This window comes from Pseudomonas psychrophila HA-4, assembly GCF_000282975.1.
In the GTDB taxonomy this organism is placed as follows: Bacteria; Pseudomonadota; Gammaproteobacteria; order Pseudomonadales; family Pseudomonadaceae; genus Aquipseudomonas; species Aquipseudomonas psychrophila_A.
This window is the reverse complement of sequence record NZ_ALJC01000021.1, coordinates 1-21,141: the sequence shown is the minus strand read 5'-3', so window position 1 is coordinate 21,141 and position 21,141 is coordinate 1. Positions and strand designations below refer to the sequence as shown.

15 protein-coding genes and 3 tRNA genes are annotated in these 21,141 nt (G+C 56.3%); 17 read left to right on the top strand and 1 reads right to left on the bottom strand.

Going from position 1 to position 21,141, the window contains the following annotated elements; all coding sequences use genetic code 11:
* The first annotated feature begins 178 nt into the window (after positions 1–178).
* From B347_RS0102505 to B347_RS0102425, 17 genes are all read left to right on the top strand, one after another.
* Entirely contained in the window at positions 179–4,849 is a 4,671-nt protein-coding gene (locus B347_RS0102505; protein ID WP_019408133.1) for a dermonecrotic toxin domain-containing protein, read from the top strand.
* A 125-nt stretch (positions 4,850–4,974) separates the two neighbouring features.
* Positions 4,975–5,985, top strand: a complete 1,011-nt coding sequence (locus tag B347_RS0102500; RefSeq protein ID WP_019408132.1) for an aspartate-semialdehyde dehydrogenase — start codon at positions 4,975–4,977, stop codon at positions 5,983–5,985.
* A gap of 179 nt (positions 5,986–6,164) precedes the next feature.
* The gene (locus B347_RS0102495) at positions 6,165–8,567 is read left to right on the top strand and encodes a FimV/HubP family polar landmark protein (RefSeq protein ID WP_019408131.1); all 2,403 of its coding nucleotides are present in this window, start codon (positions 6,165–6,167) and stop codon (positions 8,565–8,567) included.
* Between the two features lie 199 nt (positions 8,568–8,766).
* Positions 8,767–9,591, top strand: coding sequence for a tRNA pseudouridine(38-40) synthase TruA (gene truA, locus B347_RS0102490; protein WP_019408130.1), 825 nt, complete (start codon positions 8,767–8,769; stop codon positions 9,589–9,591).
* A 63-nt stretch (positions 9,592–9,654) separates the two neighbouring features.
* Positions 9,655–10,278, top strand: a complete 624-nt coding sequence (locus B347_RS0102485) for a phosphoribosylanthranilate isomerase (RefSeq protein WP_019408129.1) — start codon at positions 9,655–9,657, stop codon at positions 10,276–10,278.
* 270 nt (positions 10,279–10,548) lie between these two features.
* Complete coding sequence (gene accD / locus B347_RS0102480) at positions 10,549–11,469, top strand: acetyl-CoA carboxylase, carboxyltransferase subunit beta (RefSeq protein WP_019408128.1); 921 nt, start codon at positions 10,549–10,551, stop codon at positions 11,467–11,469.
* Positions 11,466–12,773, top strand: coding sequence for a bifunctional tetrahydrofolate synthase/dihydrofolate synthase (folC, locus tag B347_RS0102475; RefSeq protein ID WP_019408127.1), 1,308 nt, complete (start codon positions 11,466–11,468; stop codon positions 12,771–12,773). The genes accD and folC overlap by 4 nt, the downstream gene beginning before the upstream one ends.
* The gene (locus B347_RS0102470; protein ID WP_019408126.1) at positions 12,757–13,392 is read left to right on the top strand and encodes an SPOR domain-containing protein; all 636 of its coding nucleotides are present in this window, start codon (positions 12,757–12,759) and stop codon (positions 13,390–13,392) included. The genes folC and B347_RS0102470 overlap by 17 nt, the downstream gene beginning before the upstream one ends.
* A gap of 106 nt (positions 13,393–13,498) precedes the next feature.
* Complete coding sequence (locus tag B347_RS0102465) at positions 13,499–14,056, top strand: CvpA family protein (protein ID WP_019408125.1); 558 nt, start codon at positions 13,499–13,501, stop codon at positions 14,054–14,056.
* Between the two features lie 41 nt (positions 14,057–14,097).
* A complete protein-coding gene (gene purF, locus B347_RS0102460; protein WP_019408124.1) occupies positions 14,098–15,603 on the top strand; it encodes an amidophosphoribosyltransferase in 1,506 nt (501 codons plus the stop codon).
* 96 nt (positions 15,604–15,699) lie between these two features.
* On the top strand, positions 15,700–16,911 hold the full coding sequence (locus B347_RS0102455; RefSeq protein WP_019408123.1) for an O-succinylhomoserine sulfhydrylase: 1,212 nt from the start codon (positions 15,700–15,702) through the stop codon (positions 16,909–16,911).
* Positions 16,908–17,687 (top strand): SDR family oxidoreductase, encoded by a 780-nt coding sequence (locus B347_RS0102450; protein WP_019408122.1) that lies wholly within the window; start codon positions 16,908–16,910, stop codon positions 17,685–17,687. Before B347_RS0102455 ends, B347_RS0102450 begins: the two co-directional genes overlap by 4 nt.
* Positions 17,688–17,861: 174 nt before the next feature.
* A tRNA-Val gene (locus tag B347_RS0102445) sits at positions 17,862–17,937 on the top strand.
* Between the two features lie 55 nt (positions 17,938–17,992).
* A tRNA-Asp gene (locus tag B347_RS0102440) sits at positions 17,993–18,069 on the top strand.
* A 101-nt stretch (positions 18,070–18,170) separates the two neighbouring features.
* Positions 18,171–18,247, top strand: a tRNA-Asp gene (locus B347_RS0102435).
* A 340-nt stretch (positions 18,248–18,587) separates the two neighbouring features.
* Positions 18,588–19,007 (top strand): hypothetical protein, encoded by a 420-nt coding sequence (locus tag B347_RS0102430; protein WP_026013943.1) that lies wholly within the window; start codon positions 18,588–18,590, stop codon positions 19,005–19,007.
* Between the two features lie 136 nt (positions 19,008–19,143).
* Entirely contained in the window at positions 19,144–20,112 is a 969-nt protein-coding gene (locus B347_RS0102425; protein WP_019408120.1) for a DUF2242 domain-containing protein, read from the top strand.
* 243 nt (positions 20,113–20,355) lie between these two features.
* Here the strand turns inward: B347_RS0102425 and B347_RS0102415 are convergent.
* On the bottom strand, positions 20,356–21,141 hold a 786-nt coding region (locus B347_RS0102415; RefSeq protein WP_019408118.1), incomplete at its 5' end, for a helix-turn-helix transcriptional regulator.

Sequence of the window (21,141 nt, the reverse complement as noted above, 5' to 3'; positions counted from 1 at the left end):
CAAAAAACCGTGCTTTTTGCAAAGAAGCACGGTTTTTTTGTGCGCGTTGGTGCCTCACTACACCTGCTGTCTCAGCCGGGCCATGACTGATATATCCATCTAACACCTCGCCTTGTAGCGTCCGGGCGTAAATGCGTGATCTGCCACACGACCGATCATCATTTAGCGAGGACTCTTTATGTCAACCCCCACCACGCCCTTACCATTCGCTTCAGCGGTAAATGCTGTCAGGGCCCAGTTTGCCGGTCGCCCGACCTTGGAAGCTGTCACCCGGCAACTGCTTGCAGCGGCACTTTCGCAAAAATATCCCTCCCTGACGATTGACCTGGCGCGCACCCGACTGGCCGTACCCCTGGCAGAAGGTGGCTGGGAATTGCAGCCTTTCGTGGCGCGGGTTATGGATTATCTGGCCAACGGCAATGGTTTGAGTTTAGAGAGGCTCAATGGTCGGTCTTACTATCTGTGCGACGACGCGCCCAATTGGCTGGAGCCTGATTTACTGGATATGAAGGTCATTGACACCTTGATCCGGGAATTAACCTGGACGGTGCCTATCGGCTTTCAAAATGCGCTGGCCGAATACTGGACTGGCCCAGCAGATACGGGTGTCAGCCGCTGGCGCTGGTTCAGTGACGTGCTCAAGGACACTTTGAGCATTGGTTTGATCCGGCAAGAGGATTTGAGTGACTTGGCGCGTGAAACCGTAAATCAAGTGATTCTGTGCCCTGATCGAGAAGGGCGAATAATCCAATACGGCGAAAACTGCGTACAGGTTTACGCCTTGGAATCAACACTCATCGACGCGAAACACAGAAGTACCCGGCTCAGTTCATTCATCGTTCTGGTACGCGACAACCTGATTCTCATGTGTCGCCCCGATGGCACTATCAGAGTGTTCCCCTCCATCGACGCGGTCATCGAATACGGTGGGCAGCGCATGGGTGCATCCTATTTGGCTGATGAAATCTGTATCAAGCGTTACGAGCTTGAGGGCAATGTTTTCGACATTCAAGCCGAGATCATATTGGGTAGGCAGTTGGAGAGCCTAGGAGCACTGAAGTTGCCTGCGCGCGTTGGGGTCGAGGCGCTGCAAACAGTGTGTCTGTTGCTCAGTGACCCCGCGCAGTACATGCTCGCTTCGTCTGCGGTCAATGGCCGCGCCATCGGTACACTTAAAACGCATTTACCTGATTGGTTGAGGCGGGCATCTGCCGCCGACCAGTCCGAGTACCGCCAATACAGCCTGGCCTTGGCCCGCGCCAAGAAAAGCAGCCAAGGCCGTACCTTCCTTACCGGTATTGCAGATATTCGCTCATTTTCCATCGATGTCTTGACGCAACAGATGCAGCTTGACCAGATAGGCTTGGAGCGTGATTCATCCCGTCATCTCTCTGTCGAAGCGCTTAACCCTGACCATATAGAGTTGACGTTTTTTTCCACAGCCGGTATCCCTTTTTCGCTACCTGCCTCCGAAAAAGTGATCATGAGCCTGACCGACCTTGCGTTGAAAAATCTGGTGGGGCGGCCGCCGGGGGTGTTGAGCCTAAAGCATTCGCACGGGTTGGCATTGCCTGCTTGGCTGACGCCCGACTACATCATCCGCAGCAATGGACTGATCGAGCGGGTGAACATCGGCAAGGCATATCCAGAGAGGCTACAGAGCCTACTGTTGGGCGCTACGAGTGATGCCCGCAAGCGTGAACAATTGTTTGCGGACCAAATCAGTGCGTATTTGCCCTTGCAGGCGCTGGAGCTCAGTCTTAAGAAAGAAAACGGCCTCAGCCCACGCGGTGCAGGCTACGTCGCGGCCTTAATGCAGAGCAACACTGCTGACCGTCAGGTTGACGGTGCTCCGGTGGTCATTCGGCATCTCGCAATGGTGCGCAAGTCTGGCGCAGCCCCGGATGTGGTCGACAATATGTTCATCATTGAACACGTTGATGTGAATGTCGGCCCGCACCTGCTATATCGGCCGTTCTACCATCAATCGCTGCATGAGTTCGCCACTCGCGCCGCACTGCTGGAGGCTATTGCTCAGCCGGGAGAGCTGCAAACCAGTGTGCTGGTGTGGTTGAGTAACGTCGCCCGGCCCATATACGACCATGGTGGCTTTCAGGAACCCCATTACGTACGTTTTGGACTGGGCAGCGAGTTTGCTCCCATTGAAGTACCGCCACCCGCCACGTTGTCCGTCGATGGCGCCAGCGACGAGTTGTTGCAATATGTGCATAACGGCAAGCTAGTGCAGTTTCTCTACAACAGCAATGCAAATGCGCTGGTGAGTCAGGCCGAAAGAGACTCCGTGTCCAACACCGAGAGTCGCTGGGGTGTGTTGCTTGAACGAACCAACTTGATATTCAATCTTGTGCTGCTGCCGTTTGTGAGTGTTCCCACAATGCTCACGGTAGGGCTATCAGTCATGTTGCTGGCTGCCATCAAGGACATCCCGTCACTCAACAGTGAAGATCCGACCACGCGCGAGCTTGGATTGGTTGACTTGCTGCTTAATCTGGTCATGGTGCTGTTCCCCCCCTCTGCGTCGGTTCCTGTGCGGCCATCACTAGCCGATGGTGTCAGGGAGCAGGTTGTAAAGCCTCGGGCGCCTGGGCGCAGTGCTGAGCGGTGGCCAGAGCTACCGGCGCCTAAAGTGACTGCGGGAGCTGTTGCCTTTCTAGGTGAGTTACCCGACATGCAGAGCACGCCTCTGGACTTCAGTTTTGCCAGTTCCCAGAATCGGTTGACATCCAGCCAACAAATTATGCTCTCCCGTTTCGAGGTAACGAAGCCCAACCCAATGCCCCAGCCTGTCTTGCACAACCCCAGTGCTGATGTGCCTCGTAAGGGGCTATATGTGATTCACAATAAATGGCATGCCTTAGTTGAGGACAAGCTATATGAAGTCAGTGCGGGGTCAGAAGGCGTCGTGATTGTAGACCCAACTGACAGTAAACATTTAGGCCCCTATTTGAAGTCCAGTGGGGACGGTCGATGGTCCCTGGATCTGCGTTTGCGTTTATCTGGCGGCATGCCTAAGGCTCGATTACAGGCTTTGCGCGAACAAAAAGATGCGCGAAGAGCGGAGATGCTAGACCAGTGGGTGAAGCTCAACGAAGAAACGCCGAAGTTGAACGCAACATTCCAGGTGTCAATATCCGTTATGGAGCGCGCTGAAAAAGACCCGCGTTTTACTGAAGAACAACGCAGTGTTTATCGCCGTAAAGCCGAGAGTGCCACTCAGCAGATGATCGACTCATACCTTCTGTTGCTGACGAATCTCGATGAGTTTAAAAACCTGTTTCCGGATGTAAAGAAATACGATATTGATGGCCGAATATTGGCTCTTGCGACTGAGTGCAATCATCTTATGGTTATTTATGACCACGACTTGAAGGGTGTTCCAAATAGAATATCTAAGATGGCTAGCCATTCTGGCAATCTGCGGTTTGACCAAGTCATTAAGGCCTATTTAGATATTTATGAAAAAATGATTGCCACGCTTGAACTCAGGACTCGCTATCTGGAGCGTCTGGATCAGGCGGGAATGCAACGGTATGAGAGTTCTCTCAAAGACGTTAGTTTGAAGAAAACCAACGTCGATTTTTTTGATGTCCCCATTAAGAATTCATATTTAAATTGGCTGATAAAACCCAGCGTTAAAGACTGGCACATTAATACTGCGTTGGTTGAAAGTCTGGAGAGCCTCGTCTCGCCTGTGAGAAAACTTATCAGTACCCATGCAGAGCTCAATACGTTTGATTTCAGCAGCGGTGAAAGCCTTGAAGTATTGAGTAGTCTCGTTGATTCCTATGCTCAGTCGCTGGATTCCTTACGAGGCTTGGGCATTATCAGCGCTGATGAGTTGGACAGCGTTTTCTTCAACAAAATCATCACGATGCTGGACGGGCTTTACCAAGACGTCACAAAAAAAATGGCTGCCGAGATTAAACCGGGTATCAAACGGGCTGAATTGCCGCTCACGCCTCACCGTGCGCCTACAGCGGATGCACCTAAACGAATCATCAAAACCCGCAATAGCGGGCGGCTGATTGGCAAATTAATACCCGCGGGAGGTGAGTGGCCTATAGAGGTTGTCGAAGTTCGTGCTGAAGAAGACGATCAACTACTCGGTACTTATTCAGAGCACGGCGAGGTCTGGGACGAAATAAAAGTAGTAACGCCCAAAGCGCCTTCCGTCACGCAGCCACTCGCTATTCTCAAAGGTGAGGCTCGTAAACGCTACGCTGATCTCGAAAAGCATCTGCGCAGGGCCGAGGAATATAAAAAAATCTCCAGATACCCGCAGGAAGTTGAAGAGGTTCTCCAGCATGAGGCAGAACGCCTCAATCACTTGGCAGCAGAACTCAGCAAAGCCATAAATGCCCAGCCTCTAGACGCAGTGGTGCAATCGGATCTGGTCTTGGTTGAGGACTTGCGCAGTGGCGCCACGCGTTTGACCGAAAAAGGTAAAGAACTCCGCATCCAGTTGAGTCTTGAACTGCCCCCTACACACGGCAATCTTCAGTACCTGCTTGACCAAGACCGTGTGCAGATAGCGGGGTTAGGCAAACGGATAAAACTGGCTGGCGAGCGTAAGGACTATATTCAGGAATACGCCATCAATGACAAGAATGGTTCCCCGCTCTGGTACGCCCACATTCACTATGCTGCGGCAGATACGCCAAAGGAAAACTACGGCGTGGCCCATCTGAAACTCAAATCCCAGCGCAGAGAAAGCTACTATTCGCAGCTCAACAAGTCGAATAGCCCTCAGGCCACAGTCAATATTTATCATGGCGTGATCGGCAAAGATCTTGTACAGCGCTGGTTTTTGCCCCTTGATAATCATTAAGGCTTGGCAGCCCTCGATTGCACGTCAGTCGTAGGGCTATGGCGTCACACCATCGATCGCTTAATTGCTTGGCTTACGCCGGGCAGTTAAAGTGCGCCTCCCCACGTTTCGCCTGAGGTAGATCCATGAGCCCGTCCTTTGATATTGCCGTTGTTGGCGCCACCGGCACTGTCGGCGAAACCATTGTGCAGATTCTTGAGGAGCGCGACTTCCCGGTTGCGGACTTGCATCTGCTGGCCAGTAGCGAGTCGGCCGGCAGTTCGGTGCCTTTTAGAGGTAAAAACGTAAGAGTGCGTGAGGTCGACGAGTTCGACTTCAGCAAAGCCAAACTGGTGTTCTTTGCCGCCGGCCCTGACGTAACCCTGAGCTTCGCGGCAAAAGCCAGTGCGGCCGGTTGCACGGTGATCGATTTGTCGGGCGCACTGCCTTCGGTGCAGGCGCCACAGGTGGTACCTGAGTCCAATGCGCAGGTTTTGACCGGTTTGCAACAGCCGCTACAAATCAGCAGCCCAAGCCCTTCGGCCACCGCCTTGGCCGTGGTGTTGGCACCATTGCGCGGCTTGGTCGACATGCAGCGAGTGACGGTAACGGCGTGTCTTGCGGTTTCGGCTCAAGGCCGTGAGGCTGTATCCGAATTAGCCCGTCAAACCACTGCACTGCTGAATCTGCACCCGCTGGAGACACGTTTCTTTGATCGCCAGATGGCGTTTAACGTGTTGGCACAAGTTGGCACGCCGGATACGCAAGGTCATGTGCCGTTGGAAAAACGCTTGGTCACAGAGCTGCGCGAAGTGCTGGGCATGCCTGACTTAAAAGTATCGGTAACCTGTGTTCAAGCTCCGGTGTTTTTTGGCGATAGCTATAGTGTATCGGTGCAACTGGCTGCGCCCGTGGACCTGGATGCGGTGAATGCTGCCTTTGAAGCTGGCGACGGAATCGAACTGGTGGAGGCGGGCGACTACCCTACAGCGGTAGGGGATGCAGTCGGCCAGGACGTCGTGTATGTCGGCCGAGTGCGTCACGGTGTGGATGACACCAGTGAACTAAATCTCTGGTTGACGTCAGATAACGTACGCAAAGGCGCTGCGCTGAATGCCGTGCAACTGGCTGAGTTGTTGATAAAAGACCAGCTGTAAAAGATACTTGGCGTCAATTTTCATTAGGGCTCCAGAGCCGGCGTCGCAGTCAAGCTGCTGTCAGGGCTTACAGATTTAATGAGGCAGCGTGTCGGGGGTATATAAGCCCCCGGACCTGTCATCAGGCAGCAGCTCTACAGATCTCGTGGGACGAGGTCTGTACCCATAAGGAAGAGGCTATGGTTCAGGTTCGCAAATTAGTGTTAGCAATAGCCGCCGCTTCGGCGCTGTCATCCGGTATGGCACAGGCGCTTGGGCTCGGAGAGCTGACCCTGAAGTCGACTCAGAACCAGCCACTGCTGGCTGAGATCGAGTTGCTGGATGTCAAGGACCTGAGTGCCGCCGAAGTGGTGCCGAGCCTGGCCCCGGCGGACGAATTCAACAAGGCCGGGGTGCCGCGTCCTTCCTATTTGAATGACTTGCGTTTTACCCCGGTGATCAACGCCAATGGCAAAAGCGTGCTGCGCGTTACCTCCAGCCAGCCGCTGACAGAGCCTTTCGTAAAGTTTCTGGTGCAAGTAATGTGGCCCAACGGCCGCTTGATGCGCGATTACAGCGTGTTGCTGGACCCTGCCAAGTTCTCGCCGCAAACCGCAGCGGCGGCTTCGGCGGCTTCGGCGACCACTGCAACGGCTGCTGCGGCTACGGGTGCCAGTGCTCCGACGCAACACACCACGACGTCCCGCGACACCTTGTGGGAAATCGCCGCGAAGGCGCGTAATGGCGGCTCTGTCCAACAGACCATGCTGGCGATTCAGGCCCTTAACCCTGATGCCTTTATCGACGGCAACATCAACCGTCTGAAGACCGGCAAAGTGCTGCGCTTGCCGGACGCGGCCCAGAGTGTCGAGTTGCCTCAGGCTAAGGCTGTGTCTGAAGTTGCCGCGCAGAACGCCGACTGGCGCAGTGGCCGTCGCACCGCACCGCGAGCTCAACAGTTGGATGCCAGTACCCGCAAGCCGGCCACCGTGACGCAGGCCAAGCCTGTGGCCGCGGATGGTCTGAGTTTGGTAGCGGGGAAGGCGGGCAAAGGGGCTGGCGCAGACGCCAAGAATCTCAATGACAAGCTGGCCATGACCCAGGAAAGCCTGGACACCAGCCGTCGTGAGAGTGCCGAACTGCAAAGTCGCGTACAAGACCTGCAAAGCCAGGTCGACAAGTTGCAACGCTTGATTGAATTGAAAAACAACCAGTTGGCCAAGTTGCAGGGCGATGTTTCGGTGCCTGGTGAAACGGCGGCCGTGCTGCCTGCGCAGTTGGCGAGCGAGGCAGCTGATTCCCCAGAAGCGGATATTGCCGGTGCCGTCGAAGGTGCGCCAGCAACCGCTATCCCGCCGACACCTGAAGGCGGCGCAACACCCAGTGACGAGCGCAGAATTCAGGACTTGCTGGGCAGTCCGCTAATGACCGCGTTGGTGGGCGGCGCTGCGGTGTTGTTGCTGTTGCTTTTGTTGCTGCTGCTTCGTCGGCGCAAGGCGCAGCAAGCCGCTGAGCGACACGCACGCATGGCGCGGGCGCTTGAAGAAGAGCCAGAGTTTTCGGCTGATCTGGACATGCCGGACAGCAGCTTTGAGGGCCTTGAAGTACCGCCGCCGAGTGTCAAGCTCGACACCGCTCCGACCCCTGCGCCGTTGGTTGCTCCGGCAGCCCCGGTGTCGGTAGCCAGGTCTGGTGCCGAGGTGCTGGTCGAAGCCGAGCAACTGATCGAACAACAGCAATTTCATGAAGCGGCCGGCTTACTTGAGGGTGCGGTTCGCCAGTCGCCACAGCGCAGCGATTTGCGTTTGAAGTTGATGCAGGTGTACGGCGAGCTGGGCGAGCGCGATGCCTTTATCGCTCAAGAGCGCCAACTGATAGCTAATGGCAAAAACTACTCCGAGGTGGCGCAGCTCAAACTTCGTTATCCAGCTATGGTGGCGGTTGCGGCCGGGATTGTGACCGCCGCGGTGGCCTCTCAATTTCAGGCTGACTTCGTCAAGGAAATGATGCGTGACGACCGTGTGGTGACGCCGCAGCCTGAAGTGAAGCCAGAGCCGGTCGTGACGCCTGCGGCTGAAGCGTTCGATCACGATTTTGATTTGAGCCTTGATGACCTCGAAGCCGCGTCACCGACCGTGGTGTCGTCTGAGCAGAGCGTCGATAAACTGGCTCGCGAGAATGAACAAAGCTTTGAGGCGGTGCTCGAGCAGCAAGCTGAAACACAATCAGCGCTCGAAGATGCCTTTGATTTGGACTTGGACTTGCCAGCCGACTTTGACTTGTCTCTGGCGCAAGAGGCACCTGCACCGGAGGCGCCGGACAGCTTTTCGGTAGAGTTGGACAAGGTCAATGCCGAGTTGCAGCGCTTGTCGCAGAGCCTAGAAGAGCCAGCGATGGCCGAGCCATTTGCGCAAGCTGACGACGAGCCGGAGTTCGACTTCTTGTCGGGTACGGACGAAGCAGCGACCAAGCTTGACCTGGCCCAAGCCTACATCGACATGGGTGACGACGAAGGCGCCCGCGATATCCTGACCGAAGTCATGGGCGAGGGCAGCCCAGAGCAACAGGCTGAAGCGCTGGAAATGATCACGCGTCTGGCGTGATACCCGCGCTCACACTTAACCTCGCGATCTTTTGATCTTTAAAAGATCGCGAGCCAGCTCGCTCCTAAACGGCACCTGCAATTTGCGCATGAAGCCCATTGATGCATGGCGTCTTGGCCGGTGCGCCTTATAATGGCCGCTTTTGCGCTCATCATCAGGCTGTAACTCCTTGGCAAATATAGATAACCCCGCAGCCGAAATGGCCGCCGAAGGCTTTTTCCGAATCGCGCTGGGCGTGGAATACAAAGGTTCGCGCTACAGCGGCTGGCAACGTCAGGCCAATGGCGTGCTGACCGTTCAGGAAACCCTGGAAAACGCGCTCTCAAAAGTAGCCGATTCACCCGTTTCATTGATGTGTGCCGGGCGTACTGACGCGGGTGTTCACGCCTGCGGGCAAGTGGTGCACTTTGATACGCAGGCCGAGCGCTCACTTAAAGCTTGGGTCATGGGCGCTAATATCAATCTGCCCCATGACATCAGCGTCACGTGGGCCAAGGTCATGCCCGCGGATTTTCATGCGCGCTTCAAGGCTATTGCCCGGCGTTACCGCTATGTGATCTATAACGATCCGATTCGCCCAGCCCACCTGAATCAGGAAATCACCTGGAACCATCGCCCGCTGGACGTCGAGCGCATGGCCGAGGCCGCCCAATATTTGCTGGGTGTGCATGACTTTAGCGCGTTCCGGGCCGGGCAATGCCAGGCCAAGTCTCCAATCAAAGAAATGCACCACCTGCGCGTCACGCGGCATGGCCAAATGATCGTGCTGGATATTCGCGCCAGTGCGTTTTTGCACCACATGGTGCGAAACATCGCCGGTGTACTGATGACCATCGGTTCGGGCGAGCGTCCAGTTGAATGGATCAAGGAAGTGCTGCAAAGCCGTGAGCGCCGCTCAGGGGGCGTGACCGCCCATCCATATGGCTTGTATCTGGTGCAGGTTGAATACCGCGACGAGTTTGCGCTGCCGCAGCGTTATATCGGGCCACATTTCTTGACCGGGTTTAGCGAACTCGACGGCTGACGCCCCGACAAGCATTTGTTACCATCCTGAACTTTCACACGCTAGCCTTGGGGTGTAGTTGACATGTCAGCCGTTCGCAGCAAGATCTGCGGTATTACCCGCATAGATGATGCACTGGCAGCAGTTGAGGCCGGAGCAGATGCGATTGGCTTTGTGTTTTATGCAAAAAGCCCGCGTGCAGTAACCGCCGCGCAGGCGCGAGCAATCATTGCGGCTTTGCCGCCGTTTGTGACTACCGTTGGCTTGTTTGTGAATGCCAGCGCTTGTGAACTGAACGAAACGCTGGACGCCGTGCCGCTCGACTTATTGCAATTTCACGGCGATGAAACGCCGGAGCAATGCGAAGGTTATCACCGGCCCTACATCAAGGCGCTACGAGTAAAGGCCGGCGATGACATAGCAGCAGCATGTGACGCCTACGCCAGTGCGAGCGGGATTTTGCTCGATACCTACGTTGAAGGTGTGCCGGGTGGAACTGGCCAGGCATTTGACTGGTCATTGATACCTCAGGGGCTGAGCAAACCGATTATTTTGGCTGGCGGCTTGTGCGCCGAGAACGTGGCGCAGGCCATTGCTCAGGTGCAGCCTTACGCCGTTGATGTGAGTGGCGGTGTAGAAAAGAGCAAAGGCATCAAGGATCACGATAAGATTCGGACCTTTATGCAGGCAGTACGCGCAACAAACTGATGCTGGATGTGACGGTTGGCAGCCTGCCACCGTCCATCTTTACCGCTGTGTGAAGCATGCGGGCCCGGTGGTTTGACGGGCAGAAATTAAAGCGGCAAGCGCTATGCAGCGTGTTGCCGGGAGGGCTGAGGGTTTCGGGATTTACGCTGGTTTGCTCTGTGCAGACCGCTGCTCCCCTAATCATCGCCGCACACCTAATGAATTTAGCTCAAGGGCATACACGGGGCCTGAACGTCAGTGTTTAGGTCACCGGTACTGGAGAAAGAAAGCATGAGCAACTGGTTGGTAGACAAACTGATTCCTTCGATCATGCGTTCCGAGGTCAAAAAGAGTTCGGTACCTGAAGGCCTGTGGCACAAATGCCCGTCTTGCGACGCTGTGCTTTATCGCCCAGAGCTGGAAAAAACCCTGGACGTTTGCCCGAAGTGCAATCACCACATGCGTATTGGTGCACGTGCTCGCATCAATATCTTCCTAGATGTTGACGGTCGTAACGAGTTGGGCGCTGATCTGGAGCCCGTTGACCGTCTTAAATTCCGCGACAGCAAGAAGTACAAGGACCGTCTGGTCGGCGCGCAAAAGCAAACCGGCGAGAAAGACGCACTGATTTCCATGAGCGGCACTCTGCTGGGCATGCCGGTTGTGGTCTCGGCGTTTGAGTTCTCCTTTATGGGTGGGTCGATGGGTGCCATCGTCGGTGAGCGTTTTGTACGTGCCGCCAACTACGCCCTCGAACACCGCTGCCCGATGATCTGCTTCGCCGCTTCCGGCGGTGCTCGCATGCAAGAAGCGCTGATCTCGCTGATGCAAATGGCCAAGACCTCTGCCGTATTGGCGCGTCTGCGTGAAGAAGGCATTCCGTTTATCTCCGTGTTGACCGATCCGGTCTACGGCGGCGTTTCGGCCAGTTTGGCTATGCTTGGCGACGTGATCGTGGCTGAGCCAAAGGCGCTGATCGGTTTCGCCGGTCCACGTGTCATCGAGCAGACCGTTCGTGAAAAGTTGCCAGAAGGCTTTCAGCGCAGCGAGTTCCTGCTGGAGCATGGCGCCATCGATCTGATCATCTCCCGTCAGGAGCTGCGTCCGCGTCTGGGTAACCTACTTGCACAAATGATGAACTTGCCGACACCGGTGTTTGTTGCTGCGCCTGTTGAGGCCATTGTTGTTCCACCGGCTCCTGTGAACCTATGACCCCGCGCACCCTTGGCGAGTGGCTCGCCTATCTTGAACAGTTGCATCCATCTGCCATCGACATGGGGCTGGATCGCGCACGAGAGGTAACGAACCGCATGGGCTTGCAAAAGCCCGCGCCTCGGGTGGTGACGGTGACGGGCACCAACGGCAAAGGTTCTACCTGTGCGTTTGTGGCATCCATGCTGCGGGCGCAGGGTCTCAAGGTTGGGGTTTATAGCTCGCCGCACCTGCTGCGCTACAACGAGCGTGTGCAGATCGACGGTGCCGAAGTGTCGGACGAGCGGCTCTGCGAGGCTTTCGCGGCCTTGGATGCAGAGCGTGGCGACACTTCGCTGACTTATTTTGAAATGGGCACACTGGCGGCGTTTTGGCTGTTTGAGCGTGCGCAACTCGATGTTGTCGTGCTGGAAGTTGGATTGGGTGGGCGGCTAGATGCGGTCAACTTGGTCGATGCTGATCTGGCGCTGGTCACCAGCATTGGCGTGGATCACGTGGAGTACCTAGGTAATACCCGTGAATCCGTGGCCTATGAAAAGGCCGGAATTTTCCGCGCAGGCAAACCTGCCCTGTGTGGTGATCTGAATCCACCCCAGCCCTTGCTCGACAAGGCTCATGAATTAGGCTGCCCGCTTTTTGTTCGCGGGCGCGATTTCAATTTGAGCCTTGCCGGTTCGGTTTGGCATTGGCAGGGGCGGGACGCAAAAGGGCAGGCGCTTGAATTACGTGACCTGCCGTTGCTGGATTTGCCGATGGAGAACGCAGCGCTGGCCCTGCAGGCTTATGCGCTGACTGAATTGCCATGGCAACCTGAGCAGATTGTCGAGGCGTTACTGGCGACTAAAATTACCGGTCGCCTGGATCGTCGCCAGATTAACTGGCGCGGCAAAGCCGTGAACTTGCTGCTTGATGTGGGCCATAACCCCCATGCAGCCGAATATTTGCTGAAGCGTCTGCAGCAGCGTCCGGCGGCTGGCAAGCGCCTGGCGGTGTTTAGCCTGTTGGCAGACAAAGATTTGGACGGTGTGGTATCACCGTTTGCCGACGTTATTGATCACTGGGCTGTAGCGCCGCTGAACACCGGGCGTACGCGTCCGGTGGCTGAGTTGCAGGCCGCGTTGCAACGTTTGAACGCTTCTGTTACGTCTTACGACAGCCTTGATGCAGCGCTTGAGGCGCAGTGCGAGCGCGCTACGGCGCACGATGAAATTCTGTTGTTTGGATCGTTTTTTTGTGTCGCCCAGGCGCTAGAGTGGCTGGAGCGGCGTGCCACGGAGGAGTCTGCAAATGGCATTGCTGGATAAAGTATTCAAGCAGCGAATGGTCGGTGCGCTGGTGTTAATCGCATTGGCGGTGATCTTTCTGCCAATGCTGTTTTCGCGTCAGGACGAAGAACGCCAGATTCAGGTCGATGTGCCCACGGCGCCACAGATGCCGGTAATGCCTGAGGTCAAGGTTGAGCCCGTCCCTGTGCCTGAGCCGCAAGTAATTGCCGAAGAACCGGTGCCACCGGTTGAGCCTGAAGTGGTGGCGCCGCACAAACCGGCAACAGCGCCAGTTGCTCCTGTGGTGAGCAAGCCTGCAGTCGCGGCGACCAAGCCGCCGGCTGTCACGCCTGCGCAAGCCGTTGCGCAGGCTCCGGCCAAGCTGGATACCACGCAAAAGCGGGTAGACCCTAACGGTTTGCCCATCAGTTGGTCGATCCAGTTGGTGAGCCTGTCCAATCGCGCCAGCGCTGACACCTTGCAAAAAACCCTTCGTAATCAAGGTTATAACGCTTACGTCCGATCGTCGGGCGGAATGAATCGGGTTTTCGTGGGTCCACTGCTTGAGCGCGCCGAGGCCGATCGTCTACGTGACGTGCTCGATAAACAGCAGAATCTCAAAGGTTTTGTGGTGCGCTTCCAGCCTGAACGCGGTTAAGCGCATAAAAAGGTGATAGTTGATCGCCAAAGCGCTGATAAATCGCCTGACTTGAGAGGCGGCGCTCTGCTAAAATGCGCCGCCTTATCCGTCTGTAGGCTGAACTGTGCCATTTACCTGGGTTGACTGGGCGATCGTTGCAATTATCGCCATTTCCGCTTTGATCAGTTTAAAGCGCGGCTTCGTAAAAGAAGCGCTGTCGCTGTGCACCTGGATCATTGCTGGAGTCGTCGCCTGGATGTTCGGCGGTTCACTGTCCCAATACCTCGCCGGATACATCGAAACACCTTCCGCCCGTGTTATCGCCGGGTGCACCATCATGTTTGTCGCCACCTTGCTGGTCGGCGCAATGATCAACTTTCTTATCGGCGAACTGATTCGCGTGACTGGCCTGTCCGGTACCGATCGTTTTCTTGGCATGGTCTTCGGCGCTGCGCGTGGCGCGCTGCTGGTGGTCGTGGCAGTCGGGCTCTTGAGCCTTGGGCCGGTACAGCAAGACTCGTGGTGGCAAGAGTCGAGGCTCATGCCACAATTTCTATTGGTTGCCGATTGGTCGAAAAACCTCATTTTGGGGTGGAGTAGTCAATGGTTGGCCAGCGGTATCAGCGTACCCGCTGATATTCCGTTCAAGGAGCATCTCTTGCCGGCTACCCAGCCCAAGTGAGTGGTGTTCAGTTCAGATCCATTAAGTAGGGGTTGCGTCGCATGTGTGGCATCGTCGGTATCGTCGGTAAGTCGAACGTCAATCAGGCGCTGTATGACGCGCTAACCGTCCTCCAGCACCGCGGCCAGGATGCTGCCGGTATTGTAACCAGCCATAACGGCCGGTTATTTCTGCGCAAGGACAACGGGTTAGTGCGTGATGTGTTTCATCAGCGTCACATGCAGCGTCTGGTCGGACACGTGGGCATTGGCCACGTGCGCTACCCGACTGCTGGTAGCTCGACTTCAGCTGAGGCTCAACCGTTTTACGTCAACTCGCCGTATGGCATCACCCTGGCGCACAACGGCAACCTGACCAACGTTGAACAACTGGCCAAGGAGATTTACGAATCTGACTTGCGTCACGTCAACACCAACTCTGATTCGGAAGTGCTGCTGAACGTCTTCGCCCATGAATTGGCGCAGCGCGGCAAATTGCAGCCGACCGAGGAAGATGTATTCGCTGCGGTCACTGACGTGCACAACCGCTGCCGTGGCGGTTATGCCGTGGTAGCGATGATCACCGGTTACGGCATCGTCGGTTTCCGCGATCCAAACGGCATCCGTCCGATCGTGTTCGGCCAGCGTCATACCGACGAAGGCGTTGAGTACATGATTGCTTCCGAAAGCGTTTCGCTCGACGTACTGGGCTTCACCCTGATTCGCGACTTGGCACCGGGTGAAGCGGTTTACATCACCGAAGACGGCAAACTGCACACCCGTCAGTGCGCAGTAAACCCGCAACTGACTCCGTGCATCTTCGAGCACGTGTACCTGGCGCGCCCGGACTCGATCATTGATGGCGTTTCGGTCTACAAAGCGCGTCTGCGTATGGGCGAGAAACTCGCTGATAAGATCCTGCGCGAGCGCCCGGATCACGACATCGACGTGGTTATCCCGATTCCTGACACCAGCCGGACTGCGGCGCTGGAACTGGCGAACCACTTGGGCGTCAAGTTCCGCGAGGGCTTCGTAAAAAATCGCTACATCGGCCGTACCTTCATCATGCCGGGCCAGGCTGCACGTAAAAAATCCGTGCGCCAGAAGCTCAATGCCATCGAACTGGAGTTCCGTGGCAAGAACGTGATGCTGGTCGATGACTCGATCGTACGGGGCACCACCTGCAAGCAGATTATTCAAATGGCTCGCGAAGCGGGTGCCAAGAATGTGTACTTCTGCTCGGCAGCCCCGGCTGTGCGTTACCCGAACGTATATGGCATCGACATGCCAAGCGCCCACGAACTGATCGCACACAACCGTACGACCCAGGACGTGGCTGACTTGATCGGCGCTGATTGGCTGATCTACCAAGACCTGCCAGACCTGATCGAAGCGGTCGGTGGTGGCAAGATCAAGATCGAGAAGTTCGATTGCGCAGTGTTCGACGGCAAGTACGTGACGGGTGACATCGACGAGAACTACCTGGACCGTATCGAGCGTGCGCGCAACGATGCCTCCAAGGTGGTTGCTCAGGGTGTCGGCGCAACGATAGGCCTGTACAACAACTAAGCGTTTAACAAACCGGCCCTGATGGGCCGGTTTGCATTGCTCTTATCAAAAGCAAGCTGATACAACGTCATCAATACAAGGCAAGGAGAAGGCAGCATGAGTCAGGATTGGGATGCCGGTCGGCTGGATAGCGACCTTGAGGGCGTAGCGTTCGACACCTTGGCTGTGCGTGCCGGCCAGCACCGTACGCCAGAAGGCGAACACGGTGATGCAATGTTCCTGACCTCAAGCTACGTGTTCCGCACAGCTGGCGATGCAGCTGCGCGGTTCTCGGGTGAGGTGGCAGGCAACGTTTATTCGCGTTACACCAACCCCACCGTGCGTGCGTTCGAAGAGCGCATCGCGGCACTGGAAGGGGCAGAGCAGGCTGTTGCCACGGCAACAGGCATGGCCGCTATTTTGTCGGTGGTGATGAGCCTGTGCAGCGCCGGTGACCACATTCTGGTCTCGCGCAGCGTCTTTGGTTCGACCATCAGCCTGTTTGAAAAGTACTTCAAGCGTTTCGGCGTCGAGGTCGATTACGTTCCTCTGGCCGAACTAGCGGGCTGGGATTCGGCGATCAAGCCCAACACCAAATTGCTGTTTGTCGAGTCTCCATCCAATCCGTTGGCTGAGCTGGTAGACATCAGTGCGTTGGCCGAAATCGCCCACGCCAAAGGTGCCCTACTGGTGGTCGACAACTGCTTTTGCACGCCTGCGTTGCAGCAGCCAGTCAAGTTGGGCGCCGACATCGTTGTGCACTCGGCCACCAAGTTCATCGACGGCCAGGGTCGTTGCATGGGCGGCGTGGTTGCCGGTCGCAACGAGCAGATGAAAGAAGTCGTCGGTTTTCTGCGTACAGCCGGGCCAACCCTCAGCCCGTTCAACGCGTGGATCTTCCTCAAGGGGCTGGAAACCTTGAACCTGCGCATGCGCGCTCACTGCGCCAGCGCTCAAGCCCTGGCTGAGTGGCTGGAGCAGCAGGACGGCGTCGAAAAAGTCCATTACGCAGGCCTAAAGAGCCATCCGCAGCATGCCTTGGCCCAACGCCAGCAGCGCGGGTTTGGTGCAGTGGTCAGTTTTGAGGTTAAAGGCGGCAAAGAAGGCGCTTGGCGCTTTATCGATGCCACGCGCCTGATCTCGATCACAGCCAACTTGGGCGACAGCAAAACTACCATCACCCACCCGGGGACCACTTCCCATGGTCGTTTGGCGCCGCAAGAGCGTGAAGCCGCAGGCATTCGTGACAGCCTGATCCGCATCGCGGTCGGTCTGGAAGATGTGGTTGACCTGCAAGCAGACCTGGCGCGAGGCTTGGCCGCACTGTGACCGAATGGGCTCCTCAAGCACCGATTGAAGGCAATGGCCGTGTAGCCCTGGTAACAGGCGCTGCGCGGGGTATTGGCCTAGGGATTGCAGCATGGCTGATCAGCGAAGGCTGGCAAGTGGTGCTGACCGACATTGACCGTGCGCGAGGCTCTAAAGTGGTCAAGGCGCTGGGGGATAGCGCCTGGTTTGTGGCCATGGATGTGTCGGTCGAGACGGACGTGATCCAGTGCGTGGCACAAGTGCTGGGTCAATTCGGTCGACTGGACGCTCTGGTGTCCAATGCCGCGATTGCCGATCCGCACAACATGACCCTCGAAAGTCTCGACCTGACGCACTGGAATCGCGTGCTGGCGGTCAACCTGACGGGGCCGATGCTGTTGGCCAAGCACTGCGCGCCTTATTTACGTGCCCACTGCGGTTCGATCGTTAATCTGGCGTCTACCCGTGCCCGCCAATCAGAGCCTGATACTGAGGCGTATGTGGCGAGCAAGGGTGGTTTGCTGGCGCTGACCCATGCATTGGCAATTAGCCTTGGGCCGGAGATTAGGGTCAATGCCGTCAGTCCGGGTTGGATTGATGCGCGTGACCCCTCTGTCAGGCGTGCAGAGCCATTAACAGACGCTGATCACGCGCAGCATCCCACAGGCCGTGTGGGCACCGTGGAAGACGTTGCCTCCATGGTCGCGTGGCTGCTGTCACGTAATGCCGGATTTGTGACAGGGCAGGAGTTTGTTGTCGACGGTGGCATGAGCAAAAAAATGGTTTATGGGGAATGAGGCAGCTGCACGCTTCAAGCTTTAAGCGGCAAGTAAGCGTCGGTCTTTGGTTGCTTTTGCCCTGACTTGCAGCTTGAAGCTTGCAACTGTTTTCCTCTGTTTTTGAAAAAACTCAATAATCCCCTTGACTTAGCTTCGATAGGTGCGTAAATTTCGCGGCCTCAACGAAGCAAAGGGTGATTAGCTCAGCTGGGAGAGCATCTGCCTTACAAGCAGAGGGTCGGCGGTTCGATCCCGTCATCACCCACCACTTCTTGAGTTTCTCGAAAGAGAAGGTCGCTTTTAATGAAGCAACCAACCGACGCGCAGCGGTAGTTCAGTCGGTTAGAATACCGGCCTGTCACGCCGGGGGTCGCGGGTTCGAGTCCCGTCCGCTGCGCCATATTTGTACAAGTCAGGCTAGCTTGGCTTGCGATTGAAAAGCACCGAAGCTCTTCGATCACGGTTTTAAAAGATTCAAACGGACGCAAGTCCGAGCGATACGCAGCGGTAGTTCAGTCGGTTAGAATACCGGCCTGTCACGCCGGGGGTCGCGGGTTCGAGTCCCGTCCGCTGCGCCATATTTGCTTCAGAGCCCTTGAACTCTCTGAAACTACAAAAAAAGCGACCCTTGGGTCGCTTTTTTTGTGCCTGCGATTCCCTGCAGGCACACATAGGGTTACACCAGCACGTCTTGACGAAAATGGGGCGCCATAACACCCTCGGCAGCCTAACGCTGGCCGGTCATGTGAACCAAATCCAGCGAGGAACCTGTGTAAGCCCGGCTTGCCAGCGATACAGGCGATGCGGTTTCCCTGTTAAATCGCGCCGATGCCATCTCGGGCAAGCCCGCTCTCACCGGTTTCTGCGTTAAATGACGGGTATTACCTTTGGCCGTTCCTGCTTTTTGAGTCGATGCAGATGGATTTTGAAAAAAACACTCATTACATCAACACCGATCTTTTGCTCTCAGCTCCCATCGAGCTGACCTCGCTGGCGCGGATTATGGCGCCTGAGCATGTTCAGGATGCTCCGATCAGTTGTCTGTCCGTTGGCCGTAGTGAAACCCTGGAGCACTACGCGAATTTTGAAGCGTTTGGCCCTGTTGGGCATTACGAAACGCCTGAAGAAAGCATAAATGCACTGCTGGATGCCATTGAGAAGCTTCCTGAGTCATTGCGAGCTGTCTGGCAGGCTTGCTCCCGGAGGACTGTCGATATTGGCTACAGGAGTGGCTCTGCACCGGCTCATGTGGTGTCTGCGATTTCTGTTTGTACCCTTGCGCGCATGCAGGCATTAGGGATTGATATGGCTATTACTGTCTATTCGATGGCGGATTGAAATAGGTCTGGTCCCTGTGTGTGGTTGCGCGCGGCGCGGTCGACGAGCCTGCCAGAGCTTTCATCCAATCAAACTGCGCGCATAAATCACGAACTGATGCACAATACGCCCCGTTCCGTTCTCTTCAGGATTTTCAATGCCCAAGTCATTCCCCTTGCGTACCGTGGTAGTGGCCCTTTTGCTCGCCGGCCTCGCAGGTTGTTCGTCGAAGAAGACAGCGATTTACGAACATGAAAACTTCGACGATTCAGGCACGTTCTCGCGTAACTACCCGGTTACCGATAAGACTTCTTGCGAAGCTGCGCGTCGGGCATTGCTCAGTCAGGGCTACATCATCACCAGCAACGACCCCAAACTGATCAGCGGCCATAAGAGCTTCCAGCAAACCGGCGAGAATCATTTGGAGATCAGTTTTAACGTGGTGTGCGCCGATGACGGCGGTTCAGCGCACCACGCGACCATGTTTGCCAATGCGCTGCAGGACCGTTACGCACTGAAGAAGGTCAATAACTCGGCAAGTCTTGGGGTCGGTGTGCTGGGCTCGGTCTCGATGCCAATTGGTTCCTCTGACGATTCGATGGTCAAGGTGGCCAGCGAAACCGTGTCGTCGCCCGAGTTCTACGATCGCTTTTTTTCTCTGGTCGAAGTGTTCCTGCCCAAAGAAGTGAAAAAAGACGCCCACATCGTAGAAAAGCCCAAGGCTGACCTGGGTGTGCCAGAGGCGGCCGCAGTCAAACCTCAGGTAGCGCCTGCAGTCGTTCCGGTTACGCCTGCCTCCGCTGCGACGCCAGCCGTTGCGCCGACCTCCACAGAGCACGAAGTGTCCAAGCCGGTCGTGCCGCCAGCCGAAGCGCCAGCCATCATGCCGATTGACGTTCAGACGGCCCCGACGCCCATTGTGTCGCCCGCCGTGCCCGTTACGCCTGCTGTGCCATCGGTTACAACACCCGTCGCTACGCCCGCGACTGCACCGACGCCTACTTCGCCTACTGCCGAGAAGAAACCTGAAGCGGCAATGCCTGAGACAGAACCGGCCACGACCCCGGCGACTGACTCGGCAATTACCCCTGTACCGGCCGTTGTAGAGCCTGTCTCACCAAAATAAAGGGGTGTGCTAAATTTCTGCCGTCTGCTACGTTTAAAAGTCAGTGCTAGACGTGCCCGCGAAGGTGTCATTTAACCTTCATGTGGGCACCTTAAGCTCATACCCAGCGCCACTCAGGCATGACGTGAACGAACAGACCTAAAGAGGATGCAGCCATGGATGACTATCAAGAAGAACTGCTGGAGTATCAGGCATCGGAGTTAGACCCTCTAGAACCTGCTGACGACGCGACTGAGCTTTGATTCAGGCCAATTGACGCTGGCGACGACGGAACTCTCCTGGAGTCTGCGCGTTCCAGCGCTTAAAGGCCCTCTGAAACGCCTCTGCTGAGGCAAACCCCAACAAATAAGCAATCTCGCCAAAGGCCAATTCCGTATCACGGATATAGGTCATGGCGAGGTCTCGCCGCGTGTCATTGAGAATTGCGCGGAACTGCGTGCCTTCTTCCGCCAGCTTGCGACGCAACGTCCAGGTCGGCAATTTCAGACGTGCCGCCACTTCTTCCAGGTCGGGCTCTCGACCGCCATTGAGCAATGGCCCCAACAATTGCGTAATGCGTTCGCGCAGGCTGCGGGTGCGTGTCAGTTGTTCCAGTTCGCGTTCGCACATGTGCAGCAGGTACGCCCACGTGCTTGGGCAGTGCACGGGGTTGCGCAGATCCAGCGTCGCGTGGGTGAGGCGCAACTGGTTAGTCTCTGCCCGGAAATTGATCAGAGCGTGGCTCAGCGCGCTGTAGTGCTCGCCATACTCCGGCTCACTGAACTCGATGTCGATCTGTTCACAGTGCAAGGGGCGGGCGGCGACTGACGACAACTGTTGCAGCCAGCCAGCAATGATGGAGTCCACCACAAACCGGTTGAAGGCGTTGTACGGGCTAATGGAGTAAAAACGCAGCCAGGCGCCCTGAGCGTCTTCGTGCAGGCTCGATTGGCCGCGATAGTTTGAGCCATACAACGGCTCAAAGCGGATTAACGTGCGCGCCGCTTCGCGCACCGTCGGCGCTTGGGCTGCGGTCACACCCGCCAGCCC

Bases quoted from the DNA above. Each gene is read 5' to 3' on its own strand.
- B347_RS0102505 (WP_019408133.1), top strand. From the start codon at position 179: ATGTCAACCCCCACCACGCCCTTACCATTCGCTTCAGCGGTAAATGCT.
- B347_RS0102500 (WP_019408132.1), top strand. From the start codon at position 4,975: ATGAGCCCGTCCTTTGATATTGCCGTTGTTGGCGCCACCGGCACTGTC.
- B347_RS0102495 (WP_019408131.1), top strand. From the start codon at position 6,165: ATGGTTCAGGTTCGCAAATTAGTGTTAGCAATAGCCGCCGCTTCGGCG.
- truA (WP_019408130.1), top strand. From the start codon at position 8,767: ATGGCCGCCGAAGGCTTTTTCCGAATCGCGCTGGGCGTGGAATACAAA.
- B347_RS0102485 (WP_019408129.1), top strand. From the start codon at position 9,655: ATGTCAGCCGTTCGCAGCAAGATCTGCGGTATTACCCGCATAGATGAT.
- accD (WP_019408128.1), top strand. From the start codon at position 10,549: ATGAGCAACTGGTTGGTAGACAAACTGATTCCTTCGATCATGCGTTCC.
- folC (WP_019408127.1), top strand. From the start codon at position 11,466: ATGACCCCGCGCACCCTTGGCGAGTGGCTCGCCTATCTTGAACAGTTG.
- B347_RS0102470 (WP_019408126.1), top strand. From the start codon at position 12,757: ATGGCATTGCTGGATAAAGTATTCAAGCAGCGAATGGTCGGTGCGCTG.
- purF (WP_019408124.1), top strand. From the start codon at position 14,098: ATGTGTGGCATCGTCGGTATCGTCGGTAAGTCGAACGTCAATCAGGCG.
- B347_RS0102455 (WP_019408123.1), top strand. From the start codon at position 15,700: ATGAGTCAGGATTGGGATGCCGGTCGGCTGGATAGCGACCTTGAGGGC.
- B347_RS0102430 (WP_026013943.1), top strand. From the start codon at position 18,588: ATGGATTTTGAAAAAAACACTCATTACATCAACACCGATCTTTTGCTC.
- B347_RS0102425 (WP_019408120.1), top strand. From the start codon at position 19,144: ATGCCCAAGTCATTCCCCTTGCGTACCGTGGTAGTGGCCCTTTTGCTC.